The sequence below is a fragment of the Oleiphilus sp. HI0132 genome (genome assembly GCF_001635845.1).
Genome location: NZ_LWGJ01000636.1, coordinates 1 through 674, shown reverse-complemented (window position 1 = coordinate 674; position 674 = coordinate 1). Strand labels below are relative to the sequence as shown.

Genomic DNA, 674 nt, shown 5'->3' with positions numbered 1-674 from the left:
CGTTGGTATAACCTGCGTTATAAGATACGTGCTCATCTTCCAGACCTGACCAGGTAGGAGAAGAGATGATCTTACGAGGCTGCGCCTGAATGTCGCGGAAGCGGATTTTTTCCTCTTCTTTCGGCTTAGCCAAGTGTGTGTGATCTTTACCGGTAAACTCTGACAGTGCAGCCCATGCTTTAACCGCTACCTGACCATTAGTTTCTGGTGCCAGGCTCAAGATCACTTCAGAGGCATCAATTGCCGACTCAATCTTCGGACGACCCTGATGCGCGCCTTCTTCAGTGTGCTTATAGTTAAGCTCACCCAAGAACTTCACTTCATCTTCAGTGTTCCAAGTAATACCCTTACCACCATTACCTAGTTTCTCTAGCAATGGGCCAAGCGAAGTAAAGCGCTTATAGGTATTCGGGTAATCACGTTCAACAACGGCTAGGTTTGGTGCCGTCTTACCTGGAATCAGGTCACACTCACCTTTCCACCATGCTTTCACACCCTCTGGCTGAGCAAGCTCTCCTGGTGTGTCGTGCTGAAGCGGTACCGTGACCAAATCTTTCTCAACACCCAAGTGGCCTTCACAAAGTTCAGAGAACTTCTTGGCAATACCTTTGAAGATATCCCAGTCAGATCTCGATTCCCAAACCGGGTCAATCGCTTTAGAAAGAGGGTGAATA

1 pseudogene is annotated in these 674 nt (G+C 48.2%); it reads right to left on the bottom strand.

Annotated elements, in window-relative coordinates:
* Positions 1 to 674: pseudogene (locus A3766_RS07755) on the bottom strand (molybdopterin-dependent oxidoreductase); the annotation flags it as partial.